Origin of the sequence: Rhodanobacter humi, from assembly GCF_041107455.1 — a bacterium.
In the GTDB taxonomy this organism is placed as follows: Bacteria; Pseudomonadota; Gammaproteobacteria; order Xanthomonadales; family Rhodanobacteraceae; genus Rhodanobacter_A.
In genome coordinates, this window is record NZ_JBGBPY010000001.1 from 3687503 (window position 1) to 3706092 (window position 18590).

At 69.5% G+C, this 18590-nt stretch carries 22 protein-coding genes; 18 read left to right on the forward strand and 4 right to left on the reverse strand.

The genetic code is table 11. From position 1 onward, the window contains the following. Positions 1–215 precede the first annotated feature (215 nt). Complete coding sequence (gene truA / locus AB7878_RS16310; protein WP_369495374.1) at positions 216–986, forward strand: tRNA pseudouridine(38-40) synthase TruA; 771 nt, start codon at positions 216–218, stop codon at positions 984–986. Then, on the forward strand, positions 983–1627 hold the full coding sequence (locus AB7878_RS16315; protein WP_369495376.1) for a phosphoribosylanthranilate isomerase: 645 nt from the start codon (positions 983–985) through the stop codon (positions 1625–1627). The genes truA and AB7878_RS16315 overlap by 4 nt, the downstream gene beginning before the upstream one ends. A 1-nt stretch (position 1628) precedes the next feature. On the opposite strand, the gene AB7878_RS16320 is transcribed toward AB7878_RS16315, so the two are convergent. Continuing rightward, a complete protein-coding gene (locus AB7878_RS16320) occupies positions 1629–2522 on the reverse strand; it encodes a LysR family transcriptional regulator (protein ID WP_369495377.1) in 894 nt (297 codons plus the stop codon). A 102-nt stretch (positions 2523–2624) separates the two neighbouring features. Between AB7878_RS16320 and trpB the strand changes: the two genes are divergently transcribed. From trpB to accD, 3 genes are all read left to right on the forward strand, one after another. After that, positions 2625–3836 (forward strand): tryptophan synthase subunit beta, encoded by a 1212-nt coding sequence (gene trpB, locus AB7878_RS16325; RefSeq protein WP_369495378.1) that lies wholly within the window; start codon positions 2625–2627, stop codon positions 3834–3836. A gap of 112 nt (positions 3837–3948) precedes the next feature. Then, a complete protein-coding gene (gene trpA / locus AB7878_RS16330; protein ID WP_369495379.1) occupies positions 3949–4749 on the forward strand; it encodes a tryptophan synthase subunit alpha in 801 nt (266 codons plus the stop codon). Positions 4750–4834: 85 nt separating this feature from the next. Further along, the gene (gene accD, locus AB7878_RS16335; protein ID WP_369495380.1) at positions 4835–5704 is read left to right on the forward strand and encodes an acetyl-CoA carboxylase, carboxyltransferase subunit beta; all 870 of its coding nucleotides are present in this window, start codon (positions 4835–4837) and stop codon (positions 5702–5704) included. 277 nt (positions 5705–5981) lie between these two features. Here the strand turns inward: accD and AB7878_RS16340 are convergent, their stop codons facing one another. After that, positions 5982–6515, reverse strand: coding sequence for a phosphatase PAP2 family protein (locus AB7878_RS16340; protein ID WP_369495381.1), 534 nt, complete (start codon positions 6513–6515; stop codon positions 5982–5984). Further along, entirely contained in the window at positions 6508–7668 is a 1161-nt protein-coding gene (locus tag AB7878_RS16345; protein WP_369495382.1) for a glycosyltransferase family 4 protein, read from the reverse strand. The genes AB7878_RS16340 and AB7878_RS16345 overlap by 8 nt, the downstream gene beginning before the upstream one ends. Positions 7669–7816: 148 nt before the next feature. On the opposite strand from AB7878_RS16345, the gene AB7878_RS16350 reads away from it, so the two are divergent. After that, positions 7817–8251, forward strand: a complete 435-nt coding sequence (locus tag AB7878_RS16350) for a DUF4399 domain-containing protein (protein WP_369495383.1) — start codon at positions 7817–7819, stop codon at positions 8249–8251. An 11-nt stretch (positions 8252–8262) separates the two neighbouring features. Here AB7878_RS16350 and AB7878_RS16355 read toward each other — a convergent pair whose 3' ends face one another. Continuing rightward, positions 8263–9051 (reverse strand): transporter, encoded by a 789-nt coding sequence (locus AB7878_RS16355; protein ID WP_369495384.1) that lies wholly within the window; start codon positions 9049–9051, stop codon positions 8263–8265. Between the two features lie 97 nt (positions 9052–9148). Here AB7878_RS16355 and AB7878_RS16360 point away from each other — a divergent pair, with 97 nt between their 5' ends. The 12 genes from AB7878_RS16360 (at position 9149) to hisB (ending at position 18548) form a co-directional block, all read left to right on the forward strand. Then, entirely contained in the window at positions 9149–9463 is a 315-nt protein-coding gene (locus tag AB7878_RS16360) for a hypothetical protein (RefSeq protein ID WP_369495385.1), read from the forward strand. A 55-nt stretch (positions 9464–9518) separates the two neighbouring features. Beyond that, positions 9519–10919 carry a glutamate--tRNA ligase gene (gltX, locus tag AB7878_RS16365; RefSeq protein ID WP_369495386.1) on the forward strand — a complete coding sequence of 467 codons (1401 nt, stop codon included), beginning with the start codon at positions 9519–9521 and terminating at the stop codon, positions 10917–10919. A 25-nt stretch (positions 10920–10944) separates the two neighbouring features. Continuing rightward, positions 10945–11223 (forward strand): hypothetical protein, encoded by a 279-nt coding sequence (locus AB7878_RS16370; RefSeq protein WP_369495387.1) that lies wholly within the window; start codon positions 10945–10947, stop codon positions 11221–11223. A 37-nt stretch (positions 11224–11260) separates the two neighbouring features. Then, a complete protein-coding gene (locus AB7878_RS16375) occupies positions 11261–11773 on the forward strand; it encodes a transcriptional repressor (RefSeq protein WP_439653812.1) in 513 nt (170 codons plus the stop codon). A gap of 123 nt (positions 11774–11896) precedes the next feature. After that, the gene (locus AB7878_RS16380; RefSeq protein WP_369495790.1) at positions 11897–12349 is read left to right on the forward strand and encodes a MerC domain-containing protein; all 453 of its coding nucleotides are present in this window, start codon (positions 11897–11899) and stop codon (positions 12347–12349) included. A 46-nt stretch (positions 12350–12395) separates the two neighbouring features. Next, a complete protein-coding gene (locus AB7878_RS16385; RefSeq protein ID WP_369495388.1) occupies positions 12396–13361 on the forward strand; it encodes a cation diffusion facilitator family transporter in 966 nt (321 codons plus the stop codon). Positions 13362–13438: 77 nt separating this feature from the next. Continuing rightward, positions 13439–13600 carry a 30S ribosomal protein THX gene (locus tag AB7878_RS16390; protein ID WP_369495389.1) on the forward strand — a complete coding sequence of 54 codons (162 nt, stop codon included), beginning with the start codon at positions 13439–13441 and terminating at the stop codon, positions 13598–13600. A gap of 281 nt (positions 13601–13881) precedes the next feature. Further along, the gene (locus AB7878_RS16395) at positions 13882–14217 is read left to right on the forward strand and encodes a YerC/YecD family TrpR-related protein (RefSeq protein WP_369495390.1); all 336 of its coding nucleotides are present in this window, start codon (positions 13882–13884) and stop codon (positions 14215–14217) included. After that, positions 14214–15107, forward strand: a complete 894-nt coding sequence (gene hisG / locus AB7878_RS16400; protein WP_369495391.1) for an ATP phosphoribosyltransferase — start codon at positions 14214–14216, stop codon at positions 15105–15107. Before AB7878_RS16395 ends, hisG begins: the two co-directional genes overlap by 4 nt. Beyond that, on the forward strand, positions 15104–16411 hold the full coding sequence (hisD, locus tag AB7878_RS16405) for a histidinol dehydrogenase (RefSeq protein WP_369495392.1): 1308 nt from the start codon (positions 15104–15106) through the stop codon (positions 16409–16411). The genes hisG and hisD overlap by 4 nt, the downstream gene beginning before the upstream one ends. Beyond that, positions 16408–17484, forward strand: a complete 1077-nt coding sequence (hisC, locus tag AB7878_RS16410; RefSeq protein WP_369495393.1) for a histidinol-phosphate transaminase — start codon at positions 16408–16410, stop codon at positions 17482–17484. Before hisD ends, hisC begins: the two co-directional genes overlap by 4 nt. Beyond that, positions 17481–18548, forward strand: coding sequence for a bifunctional histidinol-phosphatase/imidazoleglycerol-phosphate dehydratase HisB (gene hisB, locus AB7878_RS16415; protein ID WP_369495394.1), 1068 nt, complete (start codon positions 17481–17483; stop codon positions 18546–18548). The genes hisC and hisB overlap by 4 nt, the downstream gene beginning before the upstream one ends. Positions 18549–18590 lie beyond the last annotated feature (42 nt).

The following is an 18590-nucleotide window of genomic DNA, read 5'->3' on the forward strand; positions in this document are numbered from 1 at the left end:
GTTTGACTTTCGCGATCACGGACGATCGCAAGTGAACTTTGAGAAGTGTGGCCACGGACGGCCGCCCGTCTGACTTTCGCGATCACGGACGATCGCAAGTGAACTTTGAGGAGTGCGGCCACGGATGGCCGCCCGTTTGACTTTCGCGATCAGGGACGATCGCACGAGTAAAGCCCCCCTGCTACGCTGCGCACTTTCCGCGATTCTTCCGATCCATGCGCATCGCCCTGGGCATCGAATACGATGGCACCGACTTCCTCGGCTGGCAGCGCCTGAGCCATGGGAACACGGTGCAGGGCGCGCTGGAAGCAGCCCTGTCGAAGGTCGCCGCGCAGCCGGTCGAGGTGACTTGCGCAGGCCGCACCGACGCCGGCGTGCATGGCCGTTGCCAGGTGGTGCATTTCGATGCGCCGGTGGAACGCGCGATGCGCGGCTGGCTGCTGGGTGCCACCTCCAACCTGCCGACCGGCGTGGCGGTGCTGTGGGCGCAGCCGGTGGCCGATGAATTCCACGCGCGCTTTTCCGCGCGCAGCCGGTGCTATCGCTACACCATCCTCAACCGGCCGATACGCGCGGCGCTGGATGCACGCTATGTCACCTGGGAGCGCCAGCCGCTGGATGCCGCGCGCATGCATGCCGCCGCGCAGGCACTGCTGGGCGAGCATGATTTCTCCGCGTTCCGCGCGGTGTCCTGCCAGGCCGCGCATCCGCGTCGCTGCGTGCTGGCGGTGAGTGTGCGGCGTGAAGGCGAGCAGGTGATCGTGGAGATCGAGGCGAACGCCTTCCTGCACCACATGGTGCGCAACATCGTGGGCTCGCTGCTGCCGGTGGGGCGCGGTGAGCGGCCCGTCGCGTGGGTCGGCGAGCTGCTGGCCGGCCGCAATCGCGAAGTGGCCGGGCCCACCGCACCGTCGTCCGGGCTCACCTTTCTCGGGCCGCGCTACGAGGCGCATTGGGGCCTGCCGGCCGAGGTGAGCCAGCCATGACCCGCATCAAATGCTGCGGCATGACCCGCGTCGAGGACGCGCTGCTGGCCGCACGGCTCGGTGCCGATGCGATCGGCTTGGTGTTCACCGCGCGCAGCAAGCGGCAGGTGTCGCTGGAGCAGGCGCAGGCCATACGCCGCGCGCTGCCGCCCTTCGTGGACGCAGTGGCGCTGTTCATGGACGACGACGCGGCCTTCGTCGCGGACGTGATCGCGGCCGTGCAGCCGGACCTGCTGCAGTTCCATGGCGGCGAAGCCGACGACTGGTGCGCGCAATTCGGCCGGCGCTACCTCAAGGCCATCGCGATGGGTGAGGGCGCGGCGGCCTTGCCGCGCCTGCAGGACTACCCGCACGCCGTTGCGCTGCTGCTGGATGGCAATACCGCGGGCGAGGCCGGCGGCAGCGGCAAGGCCTTCGACTGGTCGTTGCTGCCGCGCGATCTCGCGCAGCCGGTGATCCTCGCCGGCGGTCTGCATGCGGGCAACGTGAGCGCGGCGATCCGCGCGGCCCGGCCGTGGGCGGTGGACGTGGCCAGCGGTGTGGAGTCGGCGCCCGGCATCAAGGATGCGGCGAAGCTCGCCGCCTTCGTGGCCGCGGTGCATGTCACGGATCGGGAATTCGCGCCGTCGCCGGATCGCTGAGTCAAGCTTCGGCCAGTTCCTTGCGCAGCCAATCGGCCAGCGCGGCGAGTCGCAGATCGTCGGCGTGGCGTGCCGAGACCAATATCCAGCGCGCCGAGGTTTCGCGGAAACCCCAAGGTGCGAGCAGGCGGCCGCTGGCGAGGTCGTCGGCCACCAGCGGTTGCGGCGCGATCGCCACGCCCAGCCCGGCTGCGGCGGCTTCGAGCAGGAAGTAGAGGTGGGGCAGGGCCTGGGTCTGCTGCAGCGATTCGGGCGGCAGCTCCATCGCGCGCGCCCACTCCGGCCAGGCCTGCGGGCGCGAGGCGGTGTGCAGCAGCGGCTCGTCGCACAGCGCGCTGGCGGGCAGTTCGCGCAGGCGCTCGGCGCCGGGATAGCGCGGGCTGAGCACCGGGCCGATGCGTTCCGGCGCCAGTTCGTGCACCTGCCGGCCCGCGGGCCAAGGCGGCGCGGCCAGCAGCAGCGCGGCATCGACGTCGGCCAGATGCCCGGCGACCGGTTCCTCCTGCACGGCCAGATGCAGGGTCAGCGCGGGCAGCTCGTGGCGCAGGCGTTCCAGCCGCGGGATCATCCAGCGCGCCAGCACGCTGCCGGAGCAGCCGAGCACGAAGGCCGCCGTGGCGCGTGCATGGCGCAGTTGCAGCCATGCCTCGCGCAGCTGCCCGAACGAAGCGCTGCACTGCTCACGCAGTTGCTGGCCGATCGCGGTGAGTGCCACGCCACGCCCCTGCCGGACGAACAGCGGCTGGCCCAGCGCCTCTTCCAGCGCACGTACCTGGCGGCTCACCGCGCCGTGGGTCACGTGCAGTTCCTGCGCGGCGAGGCTCATGCTGCCCAGCCGTGCGGCGGCCTCGAAGGCGCGCAGGGCATTCAGCGAGGGCAGGTCGCGATCCGACATGCTGTGAGTCTAGCTCAAGTGTCGCGGCGATCTTTTCGCTTTTTCATGGCGCCTGGCGGCGCTAAGGTGTGAGCCTGTTGCCGATTGCTGGATGAGATCGCCATGCCCGAGATCCGGGATTTTCACGCTTACCCCGACGCCCAGGGCCGCTTCGGCCAGTTCGGTGGCAGCTATGTGGCCGAGACCCTGATGGCGCCGCTGGCCGAGCTGACCGAGGCCTACCTGCGCCTGCGCGAGGATCCGGCCTTCGTCGCCGAGCTCGACCGCGACCTCACGAACTACGTGGGCCGGCCCAGCCCGGTCTACTTCGCAGAGCGACTGACCCGGCATGTGGGCGGCGCGCGCATCCTGCTCAAGCGCGAGGACCTGAACCATACCGGTGCGCACAAGATTAACAACACCGTGGGCCAGGCGCTGGTGGCACGGCACATGGGCAAGACCCGCATCATCGCCGAGACCGGCGCGGGCCAGCACGGCGTGGCCAGCGCCACGGTGGCGGCGCGGCTGGGCCTCAAGTGCGTGGTCTACATGGGGGCGGTGGACATCGAGCGGCAGAAGATCAACGTCTACCGCATGAAGCTGCTGGGCGCCGAAGTGGTGCCGGTGACTTCCGGCTCGAAGACCTTGAAGGATGCGCTGAACGAAGCGATGCGCGACTGGGTCACCAACGTGGCCGACACCTTCTACATCATCGGCACCGTGGCCGGCCCGCATCCGTACCCGCTGATGGTGCGCGACTTCAACGCCATCGTGGGCCGCGAGGCGCGCGCGCAATTGCTCGATCAATACGGGCGCCTGCCCGACGTGCTCACCGCCTGCGTGGGTGGTGGCTCGAACGCGATGGGCCTGTTCCACGCCTTCCTCAACGACCGCGACGTGCGCATCGTGGGCGCCGAGGCGGCGGGTGAGGGCATCGCCACCGGTCATCACGCGGCCTCGCTGGCCGCGGGGCGCCCCGGCGTGCTGCACGGCAACCGCACCTACGTGCTGTGCGACGACGACGGCCAGATCACCGAGACGCACTCGATCTCCGCCGGCCTCGACTATCCCGGCGTCGGTCCCGAGCACGCCTTCCTGAAAGACGCCGGCCGCGCCGAGTATGTGGGCGTCACCGACGACGAGGCGCTGGAAGCCTTCCACCTGCTGTGCCGCACCGAAGGCATCCTGCCGGCGCTGGAATCCAGCCACGCCGTGGCGCAGGCGATCAAGCTGGCACGCGAATACCCGAAGGACGGCATCGTGCTGTGCAACCTCTCCGGTCGCGGCGACAAGGACGTGCATACCATCGCGGCGCGCGAGGGCGTGAGCGTGTAGTGGAGGAGTGAGTGGAGAGGAGTGAGAAGTGAGAGAAAGCTTCGCACTCTGAACCGCCCGAACTCCCCAGGCTCTCTCTCACTTCTCACTACTGATCACTCACTCCTGCCCTATGAATCGCATCGACGCCCGTTTCGCACAACTCAAGTCCGCCGGCCGCACCGGCCTGATTCCCTTCGTCACCGCGGGCGATCCCTCACCCGAGCACGCGGTGGCGCTGATGCACGCGCTGGTCGAGTCCGGTGCCGACCTGATCGAGCTGGGCGTGCCGTTCTCCGACCCGATGGCCGATGGCCCGGTGATCCAGCACGCCAGCGAGCGTGCGATCGCCAAGGGCGTGGGGCTGGCCGACGTGCTGGGCTGGGTCGCCGAGTTCCGTCGGCGCGATGCCGACACGCCGGTGGTGCTGATGGGTTACCTCAACCCCATCGAGATCCACGGCTACGCGCGCTTCGCCGAAGAGGCCGTGCAGGCCGGGGTCGACGGCGTGCTGCTGGTGGATTGTCCGCTGGAGGAATCGGCGGTGCTGGCACCGCTGCGCGAGGCGGGGCTGCGGCAGATCCTGCTCGCCGCGCCCACCACGGCACCGGATCGCCTGGCGAAACTGTGCAAGGCGGCCCAGGGCTTCCTCTATTACGTGTCCTTCGCCGGCATCACCGGCGCAGCGCGCCTGAGCACCACGGACATCGCCGCACGCGTGGCCGATATCCGTGGCCATGCGAATGCGCCGGTGGCGGTGGGCTTCGGCGTGCGCGACGCGCAGAGCGCCAAGGCCATTGCGGGTTTCGCCGATGCGGTGGTGATCGGCAGCGCGCTGGTGGAGCGGCTGGCTGGCGCGGCATCGGCAGCGGAAGTCGCTGAGCGCGTCCGTGATTTCCTGGCGCCGATTCGCAGCGCGCTGGATGCCGGCTGATCGAACAGTGCGCAGCACCACACGCCGCCGTCCGGAGCGCCCCGTCGTTCTCGGCTAGAATGCGCGCTTCACCAGAGGCGTCGCTATGAACTGGTTGCAGAAGATCATGTCCCCGCGCGTGCACGCGCAAGGCTCCGCCGCCGGCAAGGGCAAGGTGCCCGAGGGCGTGTGGGAGAAGTGCGCGGGCTGTGGTTCGGTGCTGTACAAGCCGGAGCTGGAGCGCAACCTGATGGTCTGCCCGAAGTGCGGCCATCACCACGCGATCCGCGCCCGCACGCGCCTGCTCGCGCTGCTCGACGAGGGTTCGACGCAGGAGCTGTGGCCGAGCATGGAGGCCACCGACCCGCTGAAATTCCGCGACTCCAAGAAGTACCGCGACCGCATCGTCGCCTCGCAGAAGTCCAGCGGCGAGAGGGACTCGCTGGTCGCGATGAGCGGCAAGCTGAAAGGCCGTCCGCTGGTCGCCACCGCGTTCGAGTTCGGCTTCGTGGGCGGCTCGATGGGCTCGGTGGGCGGCGAGAAGTTTGCCCGCGCCGGCGAGCGCGCGCTGGCCGACAAGAGCGCGCTGGTGTGCTTCGCCGCCAGCGGCGGCATGCGCATGCAGGAAGGCCTGTACTCGCTGATGCAGATGGCCAAGACTTCGGCGGTGCTGGCGAAGCTGCGCGATGCCGGTGTGCCCTACATCAGCGTGCTGACCAACCCGTCCACCGGCGGCGTCTCCGCCAGCATGGGCATGCTGGGCGACATCAACATCGGCGAGCCGAAGGCGCTGATCGGTTTCGCCGGCCCGCGCGTGATCGAGCAGACCGTGCGCGAGACCTTGCCGGAAGGCTTCCAGCGCTCCGAGTTCCTGGTCGAGCACGGCGCGATCGACATGATCGTCGACCGCCGCGAGATGCGCGACAAGCTGGCCGACCTGCTCAACCTGATGCAGAAGGCGCCGCGCGCGGCGTGACGCATACCTGCTTCACATGCACGATGCCGCCCACGGGCGGCATCGTCGTTTCCGTGACCGGGTTTTCCACAGCCGATGTGGATGCCTGCCGGACAAAGCTGTGGACAAGCCGCGTTCACCGCTTTGGCGACAAGCACTTGGCACGCGTTGATGCATTTCTGCGCAGCGCGCGGCGCGTTTTCCACAGCGATTGTGGAAGCACATGGGCACAGCCTGTGGATAGGTGGCGCAAGTGCTTGAGCGCGCGGCACTGCGCGACGCGCTGCGCAGACCTTGCTCAGGCGAGCGCGGCCACGGCGTGCACCAGCCACAGCGACAGCGTGCCCAGCGCGCCGCCGATGCCGATCGCGGCCAGCACGTCGCTGGGGTAGTGCAGGCCGAGGATCACCCTCGACGCGGCGACCAGCGCGGTGAACGTCAGCAGCAGCGGCGCCAGCAGCGGATACCAGGCCAGCGCCACCACGGTGAAGCCCACCGCCTGCAAGGTATGGCCGGACGGAAAGCTGAACTCGTCCAGCGGCGGCACGTGCGCGATCACGCCGGGGCAGGCGCGGAACGGGCGCGGCCGGCGCGTGTGCCGCTTCAGCAGTCGGTAGAGCAGCAAGGCGGCCAGCCCGGTGGCGGCCATGTGCGCGGCGGCGAGCAGGCCGCGCCAGCCATCCAGCGCGACCAGCGCCAGCATCAGCGCATACCAGAACATGCCGTTGCCGAGCCGGCTGATCGCACCGAAGAACACGCCTACCGCGCGCCGCGCGCCCCAGCGGTTCGCCGCCACGCAGACGCGGCGATCGAAGGCGAGGCTTCTAGGCATGGATGGCAACGGTGTCGTGCCCATGGTCGCGCTCCTCGGCCAGTTCGCGCAGCAGGGTTTCGAATTCGCGTATCACCATTTCCGGCGACAGCCGCGCCATGCTCTCGTGCGCCGCCCGGCCCATGTGGCGGATCAGGCCGGGGTTGCCCGCCAGCCTGGTTGTCGCCTCGACGAACGCGGCCGCCTCGCCGGTGGCGATGCAGTAGCCGTTGTAGTTGCTGCGCAGGTGTTCGCGCGCCGCGCCTTCGCGATAGGCCACCACCGGCAGGCCGGAGGCCAGCGCCTCCAGGATCACGTTGCCGAAGGTTTCGCTGAGGCTGGGGAAGGGGAACATGTCTGCACTGGCGATGTGTCGCGCCAGCGCCTCGCCGCGCTGCATGCCGACGAAGATGAAGTCCGGATGTGCGGCCTGCAGCGCGGCACGCGCGGGGCCGTCGCCCACCCACACGTAGCGCATGGCCGGCAAATTTTGCTGCGCGGCGCGGAAGGCCTCGACCGCCAGTTCGAGGTTCTTCTCCGGCGCGATGCGGCCCACGTACAGCATCACCGGCGTGCTGGCGTCGACGCCCCATTGCGCGCGCAGCGCCGGATCGCGCCGGCCGGGATGGAACAGTCGCGTGTCCACTGCGCGGCGCAGCAAGCGCGCATTGTCCACACCCAGCCCGGCGAGTTCCTGCGCGAGCGCATCGGTGGGCACGAGGGTGGCGGCGGCGCGGCGATGGAAGCGGCGCAGGTGGCCGCGCACCAGCGGCGTGAGCCAGCGCAGGCCGTAGTGGCCGGCGTAGCTGTCGAAGCGCGTGTGGAAGCCGGTCGCCGCGGGGATGCGCAAGGCGTTGGCCACGCGCAGCGCCGATCCGCCCAGCGGGCCTTCGGTGGCGACATAGATCGCGTCCGGGCGCTGCTGCGTCCAGCGTTCGCGCAAGGCCTGCCCGGCCGGCAGCCCGAAGCGCAGGCCGGGGTAGCGCGGCAGCGCCACGCCGCGCGTGAACAAGGTGTCGAAGCCCGGCTCGGCCACGCCTTGCCGCGCCTGGCGCGGATGCACCACGTCGATGGAATGGCCCCGCGCAGCGAGCCCGGCGGCAAGCCCGTGCACGGTGAGCGCCACGCCGTTGATCTCCGGCGGCCAGGTTTCGCTGACGATACCGATGCGCATGACGGCGGCCCTCGCGTGGATTGCATGCAGTGTCGTGGCAGCGGTTTGCGCAGGCGTGGCGACCGCATGACGCGACGATGACGCGGCCGGGCCTTGGTGCCGCACCGTGCGGCTAGACTGCGGATTCAGCCAACGAGGAGATGCGACGATGACCCGCCTGCTGCTCGCCGCCCTGCTGTTCGCCGCCACGGGCACCGTTGCCGCCCAGGCCGCCACCGGCCTGCCGATTACCAAGGCTCCAGCCGGTGTCGGCGTCTATTTCATTTCGCCGCAGGACGGCGCCACGGTGCCTGCGACCTTCACGGTGCGCTTCGGCCTCAAGGGCATGGGCGTGGCACCGGCCGGCGTGGCCAGGGAGAACACCGGCCATCATCACCTGCTGATCGACGTGAAGCAGCTGCCCGCCGCCGGCCAGCCGATTCCGAACGATGCGCAACACCGGCACTTCGGCGGCGGCCAGACCGAGACCACGCTCACCTTGCCGCCGGGCACGCACACCTTGCAGCTGGAACTGGGCGATGCCAGCCACGTGCCGTTCGATCCGCCGCTGGTGTCGAAGCGGATCACCGTGCACGTGCAATAGTCAGCGAATAGTCAGCGGCCGAAATACACCGCCACGCCGAGCCCGGCCTGCCATTCGTCGGCGTGGCCGGACAGGCGGTGGCGCGCGCTGGCGTCCAGTTGCACGCGCGGCGTGGCCTGCCAGGCCACGCCGGCGCCGGCCATGCTGCCGTGGCCGGTCGTGGCGTCGCGCAACAGCGCCGCTTCGGCGTAGACGTTCAGTGTGTGCGTGAGCGCGTAGCCTTCGTTCAACGCCAATAATAGGCTGTCGCGGCCGCCAGCCCGCACGTCCTGCAGGTACAGCGCCGTGGCGTTGCGCGGGTTCCATTGCCAGTTGAAATCGGCGCCGAGCAGGTATTGCCGTTGCGGATTGCGAAACCCGCGCGCGCCGTCGGTGAACTCCACGCTGCCCAGCAGGCCCCAGCTGAAGGCGCCGGAAGCGGGCAGGGCGAATTTCACGCCCAGCGTGCTGTCGCCGCGACCGTCGTTGCGAAGGTCCGTGCCCGCGCCACTCTGATGCAGGCGATTCCACGAACTGCCCAGTTGCAGTTCCAGCGGACCGCCCAGGCCCACGCGCAACAGGCTGTCGGTGGTGTATTGCGCGCTGGCGACGCCTGCGTCGCGGCTGCGGTTCCAATCGGGCAGGCCCTGTTCCCAGATGACGTCACCGGCCCTGAGCACGAGCGGTGTGAAGCCGAGGCCGGGTCGGTCGTAACCGGGGTTGTCGTCGGCCCGCGCCGCGTGAGTCAAGGCCAGCGCGAACAGCGCAGCGAGTGCGGCAGGGATGTATCGGTGGCGATGGCCGTTTCGTCGGGATCTCATGCCGGGGTTCCGTGGTCGGGGCGATGTCGCCATGACGGTCACCACAGGCGAGCGTACTATGTCGCCCGAGCCCATCCGATCCCCACGGAGGTGCGCCATGCAACGCATGCTGCTTGTCCTCGCCCTGGGCATGCCCGGTGCTGCCTGGGCCGGTCTGCCGATGCCGCAGGATGCGCCGGCGCCGTCCACTGCACCGAGTCACCATCCGCGCCTGTTCGAGGTGAAGTTTGTCCTGCGGCCGGCGCCGAAGCAGGGCGACGGCCTGCCGCGCATCCGGTTCGACAACCAGGCGCCCGCGATCGTGCCGGTGCCTCGGGATCGGCAGGCCTATCGCCGACTCGGCTGGCCCGGCCCCGGGCCGAACGTGGAAATCTGCGAGAGCTGGGCCTGCGAGACCTTCGTCCAGCGCTAAACGCCGCGCGGCCATCGGGTAGAATCACGCGTTTCCAGTCGTTGCCCATGCCCCGATGACCGTCCGCACCCGTTTCGCCCCCAGCCCCACCGGTTTCCTGCACATCGGCGGCGCGCGCACCGCGCTGTACTGCTGGCTGGAGGCGCGCCGGCGCGGCGGCGAATTCCTGCTGCGCATCGAGGACACCGACCGCGAGCGTTCCACCGACGAAGCGGTGCAGGCGATCCTCGACGCGATGGCCTGGCTGGAGCTTTCCGCCGACGCGGCGCCGGTCTACCAGACGCATCGCCTCGCCCGCTACACGGAAGTGGCCGAGCGCCTGCTCGCCGAGGGCAAGGCCTATTACGCCTACGAGAGCAAGGAGGAGATCGAGGCGATGCGCGAAGCCGCGATGGCGAAGGGCGAGAAGCCCCGCTACAACGGTTACTACCGCGACCGCAACGAACCCTGTCGCGACGACCCGAACCGGGTGATCCGCTTCAGGAACCCGCTGGAAGGCGCGGTGGTGTTCGAGGACAAGGTGAAGGGCCGGGTGGAATGGTCCAACGCCGAGCTGGACGACCTGGTGATCTTCCGCTCCGACGGCTGGCCCACCTACAACTTCGCCGTGGTGGTGGACGACATCGACATGGGCATCACCGAGGTGATCCGCGGCGACGACCACGTCAACAACACGCCGCGCCAGATCAACATCTACCACGCGCTGGGCGCGCCGGTGCCGGAGTTCGCGCACCTGCCGATGATCCTCGACAAGGAGGGCAAGAAGCTCTCCAAGCGCACCAATTCGGTGAGCGTGATGGAGTACCGCGAGGAAGGCTACCTGCCGCACGCGATCCTCAATTACCTGGTGCGCCTGGGCTGGTCGCATGGCGACCAGGAGATCTTCTCGCGCGAAGAGATGATCCGGCTGTTCGACATCGCCGACGTCAACAAGGCCGCCTCGCGCTTCGATACCGAGAAGCTCAAGTGGCTGAACCAGCATTACCTGAAGACCGACGAGCCCGCCACGCTGGCGCCCGAGTTCGCCTGGCATCTGGCGCGCGCCGGCATCGACGCGGCGCGTGGCCCCGCGCCCGCCGACGTGATCGTGGCGCTGCGCGACCGCGTGCACACGCTGAAGGAAATGGTCGAGCGCGCGAAACTCTGGTACGGCCCCATCACCGAGTGGGACGACAAGGCAGTGGCCAAGCATCTGAAGAACGACAGCGCAGTGGCCGTGCTGGAAGCGGCCAAGGCGTTGCTGACGGACGTCGAATGGAAGCCGGAGGCCATCCACGGCGTGATCGAGCAGGTGGCCGCGAAGCTGGAACTGGGCATGGGCAAGATCGCCCAGCCGCTGCGCGTGGCGATGACCGGCACCCAGGTGTCGCCGTCGATCGACCACACCATCTATCTGTGCGGCCGCGCCGAGGCGTTGAAGCGCATCGACCACGCGCTGGTGTTGGCGCGCGGCTGAAGCCGCAGGCGGGCAGGGCGACGTCGTGCATGAGCTGCTGATCCGTGCCATGCAAGGCGTCGATCCCGACGCGCCGGGCGCGTTCTGGCACGTCTTCCTCAACCTGTGGGCGATGATGCCCTGGGCCGCGCTGTTCTGGTGGAACCTGCTGTTCGTGGCGGTGGGCGCGCTGCTGGGCTGGTGGCGCGGGCGCCTCTGGGAAGGCGTCGCCTGGGCCTGGGTACTGGGGCCGATCGGCTGGATCGTGCTGTGGCTGCGCACGCGTGTCCGCGCGCGCTCGGCGCCGCCGCCGCTGCCACGTTGATTCGCCGGGCCGTGCCCGCATCTTCCCGTTGGCGGGCATGTATCATCCCCGCGAGGAGAGCCCCTTGGTACACGACGTCACCCGCATGCCGCACGCCCATCATTCGCACCACCATGATGCGAAGGGTTTCGTGCGCGAGGTGGCGCATGTCAGCGAGGAGCGGGGTCTGCGCCTGACCCCGCTGCGCATGGAAGTGCTGGAGCTGGTCGCCGCCGCGGCCAAGCCGGTGAAGGCCTACGACCTGCTCGACCAGTTGCGCGAGAAGCACGGCAACGCGGCGCCGCCCACGGTGTACCGCGCACTGGATTTCCTGCTGGAGCAGGGCTTCATCCACAAGCTGGAATCGATCAACGCCTTCGTCTCCTGCCATCACCCGGCCGAGGCGCACCAGGTGCCGTTCCTGATCTGCGATGTCTGTTCCGGCGCCGAGGAAGTCTGCGACGAACGCGTCGCGGAACTGATCGAGGCGCAGGCCAAGGCGCTGGGCTTCCGCGCCCAGGCGCAGACGCTGGAAGTGCACGGCGTCTGCAAGCGCTGCCGCAAGCCCTGATCCGGTGCCGCCGCTGGCCGCACGGCCGCTTGTGCAGTGCGATTGTTATAAAGTAACATTGGCCGCATGGACAGGATCGCAAGCTCCGCCGAAGCCGACAGCGTGCTGCTGGACCCCATGGCGATGGGGTCCGTCATTGTGGGCGACGCGCCGAGGTCCACGCGCTGGTGGCATCTGGCCGATCGCGTGGGCGCCACCGCCTCGTTCCTGTGCGCGATCCACTGCGCGCTGCTGCCGTTCGTGCTGACCGTGTTGCCGCTGCTGGGCCTGGGCTTCCTGGCGGGGCATCGCTTCGAACGCGGCTTCGTGATGTTCGCCGCCACGCTGGCGCTGTTTGCCCTGGTCGGCGGCTATCGCCGGCATCGCCGGTCGTTGCCGCTGCTGCTGGCCGCGCCGGGACTGGCGCTGCTGCTGCTCGGCGTCACCTGGGCGATCAACTATCCGATTCTCGTGCACAGCGTGATGGTCACCTGCGGTGGCCTGCTGCTGGCCTCGGCGCATTTCGTGAACCTGTACATCGATCGCCGCTACGGCCTTGCCGCCATGCACGTGCACGGCGCGCAGTGCGCGCACTGAAGCGCGGTGATTGTGTAACGCCGACCACGCTTCCTAGCATGCGCGCATGAGCGCCACGCCTTCCTGCCAGCACGACCATCCGCATTCGGCGGTGGCGTCCGATCACGAACACGATCACGCGGCGCATGCCGGCACGCGCGGCCGCAAGCTGCTCGTGGCCTTCGTGCTGACCACGCTCACCATGCTGGCCGAAGTGGTCGGCGGCCTGTGGTCCGGCTCGCTGGCCCTGCTCACCGACGGCGGCCACATGATGGTGGACGCGCTGGCCCTGCTGATGGCCTTCGTCGGCGCGCGCCTGGCGCTGCGACCGGCGGACGCGCGGCGCAGCTACGGCTACGGACGGATGGAGGTGCTGGTCGGCTTCGTCAACGCGCTCAGCCAGTTCGTGCTGGTGGCCTGGGTGGTGTACGAGGCGATCCAGCGCCTGCTGCATCCGGGCGAGATCCTGTCGGGTGTGATGCTGGTCGTGGCCATCGTCGGCCTGCTGGTGAACCTCTTGGTGCTGCGCAGCCTGCACGGGCATGCGCACGACGACGTGAACCTGGCCGGCGCGACGCTGCACGTGCTGGGTGACCTGCTGGGTTCGGTGGCCGCGGTGCTGGCCGCGCTGGCGATCCGCTGGTTCGGCTGGCTGTGGGCCGACCCGCTGCTGTCGCTGCTGGTGGCGGTGCTGATCCTGGGCAGCGCATGGCGCCTGTTGCGCCGTTCCGCCCACATCCTGCTGGAGGGAGTGCCGGACGGCATGGACAGTGCCGAGGTGGAGGCCGCGTTGCGCGGCGCCGATGCCTCGATCCGCGGCATTCACCACTTGCACGTGTGGCAGCTGGCTTCCGGTTCGCGCATGGCCACCTTGCATGCCGAACTGCACGATCCGGCCGCCGCCGCGCACGCGCTGCGCGCGATCAACCGTCTGCTGCAGGAGCGCTTCGGCATCCAGCACGTCACCGTGCAGATCGATCCGGAGGCCTGCCTCGACCCGCCGCAGGGCTGCGCTGGCCACGGTCACGGCTGAACCGGGCACCGCGCCGTCTATGGCGCCGACGGCGGCGCTGCTATCATGGTCCGCCATCACGCATTGAGGAGATTCCCATGGGCAAGGGCGATCGCAAGACCCGTCGCGGCAAGACCTACCGCGGCAGCTACGGCAACACCCGCGCGCACGGCGCGCAGCCGGCGGTGGTCGGCGCCAAGCCGACCGTGACCAAGCCGGTCGCCGTGAAGAAGGCTGCGCCGAAGAAGAAGTCGGCCTGAACCGCTTCCGCCACGTGTCACGAAAGACCCCGCCACGGCGGGGTTTTTTGTGCCCGTCGTTCCCGGGATCCCTGGGCGGAACCTTGCCAGTCGCTCCGGGCCATCGCTGGTGCGATGCCGGACGCCGCTGCCGGCGATTTTGCGCGGGCCCGTCGGCTCGGGTGCATCGACCGACGCGCATGCCGTGACGATGCGCTGAACGCAGCATGGCGCCTGCCGCTTGCGCCTGGCGCCGGTGCTCCCTACAATGCTGATCCATTGTACTAACGCGTTAATACATTATGAAACGTCGATCGCTGGATCCCGAGACGCCCGTCGAGTCGGCCGAGCTGAGCCTGTGCGAGGCGCTGCTGTCGCTGAAGAATGCGGTGGAGATGGACGCTTTCCTGCGCGACTTGTGCACGCCGGCCGAGCTGGAGGTGTTGGTGGACCGCTGGCGCGTGGTGCCGTACCTGCTTGACGGCGTGGCCTACCGCGAGATCCACGAGCGCACCGCGGTGAGCATCACCACGATCGGCCGCGTGGCGCGCTTCCTCACCCAGGGCAACGGCGGCTACCTGGCGGCCGCGGCACGCGCCTCGCGCCGTCGCGCGGCGGCGAAGAAGGTGCGCGCATGAAGCCGCGCGATCGCCTGCGCATCGCGATGCAGAAGTCCGGCCGGCTCACCGAGCCGGCGCTGGAGCTGCTCAAGCGCTGTGGCCTCACCTTCCGGCAAAGCCGCGACAAGTTGTTCTGCTTCGGCGAAGGCGAGCCGGTGGACCTGCTGCTGGTGCGTGACGACGACATTCCCGGCCTGATCGCGCAGGGCGTATGCGAGCTTGGCATCGTGGGCCGCAATGTGCTCGACGAATTCCGCCTCACGGTGGGGCGGGAGAGCGAGCCGCTGGCCGAGTTGCGGCCGCTGGGCTTCGGGCGCTGCCGGTTGTCCATCGCCGTGCCGCAGGAATTCGATTACCGCGAGCCGACGCAACTGGCCGGACGGCGCATCGCTACCTCGTATCCGGGCCTGCTCGGCGCGTGGCTGCGCGAGCGTGGGGTCGCGGCCGGCGTGGTGACTTTGGCCGGCTCGGTGGAGATCGCGCCCAAGCTGGGCACCGCGGACGCGATCTGCGACCTGGTGCAGAGCGGTGGCACCTTGGTGGCGAACCAGTTGCGCGAGGTCGACGTGCTGCTGGAGAGCGAGGCGGTGCTGGCCGGTCCGCAGGCCCTGCCGGCGGACGAGCGCGGCGACCTGGTCGAGCTGCTGCTGAAGCGGTTGGACGGCGTGATCCAGGTGCGCGAATCGCGCCTGCTGCTGCTGCAGACCCCGCGCCACGCGCTGGATGCGGTGACGCGGCTGCTGCCCGGCGGCCCGCAGCCGACCCTGCTGCCAGTGGCCGGCCAGCCCGACCAGCTGATGCTGCAGGCGCTGTGCGCGGGCGAGGTGAGCTGGCGCCAGCTGGAAGAGATCAAGAAAGCCGGCGCGCGCGAGATGTTCGTGCTGCCGGTGGAGAAGATGTTGGCATGAAGCGGATCGATTGGAACGCGCTCGACGAGCAGGCCCGCAGCGAGGCACTGGCGCGCCCGGCGCAGACGCGCGCGGCGGCATTGCGCGACGGCGTGGCTCGCATCATCGCGGACGTACGGGTGCGTGGCGATGCGGCCCTGCGCGAGCTGAGCGCGAAATACGATCGCTGCGCACTGACGGCACTCGAGGTCGCCGACGCCGAGTTCGCAGCCGCCGAGGCAGCGCTGGACCCCGCTCTGAAGGCGGCGATCCGCGAAGCCGCCGCGCGCATCGAGACCTTTCACCGTGCGGCCGCGCCGCAACCAATAGGCGTGGACACGGCGCCCGGCGTGCGGGTGGAGCGCATGCTTCGCCCCATCAGCCGCGTGGGCCTGTACGTGCCGGCGGGCAGCGCGCCACTGCCGTCGACCGCGCTGATGCTGGGCGTGCCAGCGCGCATCGCCGGTTGCTGCGAGGTAGTGCTGTGCTCGCCCGCGCGCGCGGACGGCCGTTGCGATGACGCAGTGCTGTATGCCGCCCGCCTCACCGGCGTGCACAAGGTGTTCAAGCTGGGCGGCGCGCAGGCGATCGCGGCGATGGCCTACGGCACGGCCTCCGTGCCGAAGTGCGACAAGCTGTTCGGCCCCGGCAACGCCTGGGTCACCGAGGCCAAGCTGCAGGTGTCGTCGGAACCGGACGGCGCGGCGATCGACATGCCGGCCGGTCCGTCCGAGGTGCTGGTGATCGCCGACGCGGCGGCGAACCCTGTCTTCGTCGCCGCCGACCTGTTGTCGCAGGCCGAGCACGGACCGGATTCGCAGGTGATCCTGCTCAGCGATTCGGCCGCGCTGCTGGATCGCGTCGCGCTGGAGGTCGAACGGCAATGCGCCGAACTGCCGCGCGCGGAAATCGCCCGGCAGGCGCTGGCGCAGAGCCGGCTGATCGCGGTGGCCTCGCTGGCGCAGGCAGTCGAGGTGAGCAATCGCTACGCGCCCGAGCACCTGATCCTGCAGGTGACGACGCCGCGGCGGCTGCTCGATGGCATCGCGAGCGCCGGTTCGGTCTTCCTGGGCGCATGGACGCCCGAGTCGGTGGGCGACTACTGCAGCGGCAGCAACCACGTGCTGCCGACCTATGGTTACGCACGCAGCTACAGCGGCGTGTCGGTGGCCAGCTATCAGAAGCAGATCACCGTGCAGGAGCTCAGCGCCGACGGCCTGCGCGGCATCGGCCCCTGCACCGCCACGTTGGCGGCGGCCGAACAACTGGAGGCGCACCGCCGCGCGGTGACGCTGCGACTGACCGAACTGGAGTCCATGACATGAGTGTGCTCGATCTCGCGCGGGCGGAAATCCGCGCCTTGCAGCCGTATTCCTCGGCGCGCATGGAAGCCAGCGGCGGCGAGCTGCTGCTCAACGCAAACGAATCGGCGTGGGCGCCCACCGGCGACAACGGCGCGGGCTGCAACCGTTATCCCGACCCGCAGCCGGCCGCGCTGGTGGATGCGCTGGCGCGGTTGTACGGCGTGCGCCGCGAACAGCTGCTGGTGGGGCGTGGCAGCGACGAGGCGATCGACCTGCTGGTGCGTGCGTTCTGCCGCGCCGGCCGCGACGCGATCCTGGTGCAGCCGCCCACCTTCGGCATGTACGCGGTGTGTGCACGCATCCAGGATGCCGCCGTGGTCGAGGTGCCGCTGCGCCACGACTTCACGCTGGACGTGGACGCCGTGCTCGCCGCGCTGACGCCCGCGGTGAAGCTGGTATTCGTCTGCACGCCGAACAACCCCGCTGGCAGCGTGGTGCCGCGCGCCGACATCGAGCGGCTGGTGCGGGCGCTGGACGGTCGTGCGTTGCTGGTGGTGGACGAGGCCTACGTGGAGTTCGCCGACGAGGGCAGCGTGACCGACCTGCTCGACCGTTACGACAATCTCGCCGTACTGCGCACGTTGTCCAAGGCCTGGGCGCTGGCTGGTGCGCGCATCGGTTGCCTGCTGGCGCATCCGGAGGTGATCGCGCTGCTGCGCCGGATCATGCCGCCGTATCCGCTGCCGCTGCCCAGCGTGGACGCGGCCCTGCTCGCGCTGTCGGGCTGGGGCCAGGCGAACGCGCTGGCGCATATCGGCGTGGTGCGTGCCGAGCGCGCACGCATGCGCGCGTCGCTGGCCGGCCTGCCGGGCGTGCGTGGCGTGCTGCCCTCGCAGGCGAATTTCCTCACCGTGCGCTTCGACGATGCCGGCGCCGCGTATAGCCGGCTGTTCGATGCGGGCATCGTGGTGCGCGACGTGCGGCGCTATCCAGGCCTGGATGATGCACTGCGCATCACCATTGGTGCGCCGGCGGAAAACGAGCGGGTGCTGGCTGCCTTGGCGTTTCCCGCACAGGCGCGGGGCGTGGCATGAGCGCTCGCCGGGTGCTGTTCGTCGACCGCGACGGTTGCCTGATCGATGAACCGGCCGACCAGCAGATCGACAGCTACGAAAAGCTGGCCTTGCTGCCGGGCGTGATCGCCGCGCTGCAACGCTTCGTCGCCGCCGGCTACGAGCTGGTGATGGTGACGAACCAGGACGGGCTGGGTACGGCCAGTTTTCCCGAAGCGCATTTCAACGGCCCGCACGAACTTCTGCTGCGCATCCTGTCCTCGCAGGGCATCCGCTTCCGCGAGGTGTTGATCGACCGCAGCTTTCCGCACGAGGGCCGCGATACGCGCAAGCCAGGCACCGGCCTGATGCGCGGCTGGCTGGCCGACGACAGCTGGAGCCGCGCGGCGTCGGTGATGGTGGGCGACCGCGAGACCGACCTGCGCTTCGCCGCCAATATGGGTGTGCGCGGCTTCCAGGTGGGGCCGCAAGGCATGGCCTGGGACGAGCTGGCGCACCAGGTGCTGGATGTGCCGCGCGTCGCCGAGGTGGTGCGCAACACGAAGGAGACCCGCATCACCGTGCGCGTCGACCTGGATCGGGTGGCCGAGCCGAAGGTGCATACCGGCCTGGGCTTCTTCGACCACATGCTGGAGCAGATCGGCAAGCACGGCGGCTTCGCGCTGGAGTTGGCCTGCGACGGCGATACCCACATCGACGAGCACCACACCATCGAGGATTGCGCACTGGCGCTGGGCCAGGCGCTGAAGCAGGCGCTGGGCGACAAGCGCGGGATCGGTCGCTACGGCTTCTCGCTGCCGATGGACGAGAGCGCGGCAGAGGCGCGGCTGGATCTGTCCGGCCGCCCGTACTTCGTGTTCGAGGGCAGCTTCCCGCGCGAACGCGTGGGCGAGGTGCCCACCGAGCTGGTGCCGCACTTCTTCCGCTCGCTGTGCGAAACGCTGGGCGCGAACCTGCACCTCGCGGTACGCGGCGAGAACGCGCACCACATGGTCGAGGCCTGCTTCAAGGTGGTGGCGCGCACGCTGCGTCAGGCGATCCGCCGCGAAGGCGACGAACTGCCCAGCACCAAGGGGAGCCTGTGATGCTGCATTCCATGCGCATGGATGCAGGAGCGCACCCTGTGC